This window comes from Arthrobacter sp. Hiyo1, from assembly GCF_001263615.2.
Classification (GTDB): domain Bacteria; phylum Actinomycetota; class Actinomycetes; order Actinomycetales; family Micrococcaceae; genus Arthrobacter.
Genome location: NZ_DF952468.1, coordinates 559,996 through 560,569, shown reverse-complemented (window position 1 = coordinate 560,569; position 574 = coordinate 559,996). Strand labels below are relative to the sequence as shown.

The window sequence follows — 574 nt, the reverse complement described above, 5'->3', positions numbered from 1 at the left end:
CGGCGTCGTCCGGCTGAACCCGCTGCCTCAACTCGGCCACCAAGGCACGCAGGGTCATGGGCCGGCCAACCGGCGTGTACTCACGTTGGTACTGCCCCGGCTCCAAAGGCGCCACATAGTCGAGAAAGGCAGACTGCTGCTCGTCTTCCGAAGAAACCGCGGTGCAGATGAGGACTTCCCGGGCACGCGAAACGGCTGTGGAGAAGCTCCGCAGTTCGTCGTAGCGGATATCCCTCAGCCTGCTGAGGGGCCCGCGCTGCAAGGCGTGTTCAACTCCATCCTCCACGGCATCGGCAAACAAAGTACTGCCGAGGAGCTCACCCCGGAGCCTCGTATTGGGCCAGACTCCCTCCTGCAGCCCCGCCACGATGACCACGGCCCACTCCCGCCCGGCCGCGCTGGCAGGCGTCATGAGCTCCACCGCCTCCTCCAACTGGGCCCTGGCGGCAAGGGTGTCCATGGGGAGTTCCTGGCTGAGCAGATACTCCAGGAACTGTTCGGGACCGGAGCCGGGAAGCTGGTCGACATAGCGCTCGGCGGTGTGGAACAAGGCCATCATGCGTCGAGGTCCCGG

General features: G+C 65.7%; 1 pseudogene. It reads right to left on the bottom strand.

The window, feature by feature from the left end:
* Positions 1-574, bottom strand: a pseudogene (locus AHiyo1_RS02535) (ATP-dependent helicase); the annotation flags it as partial.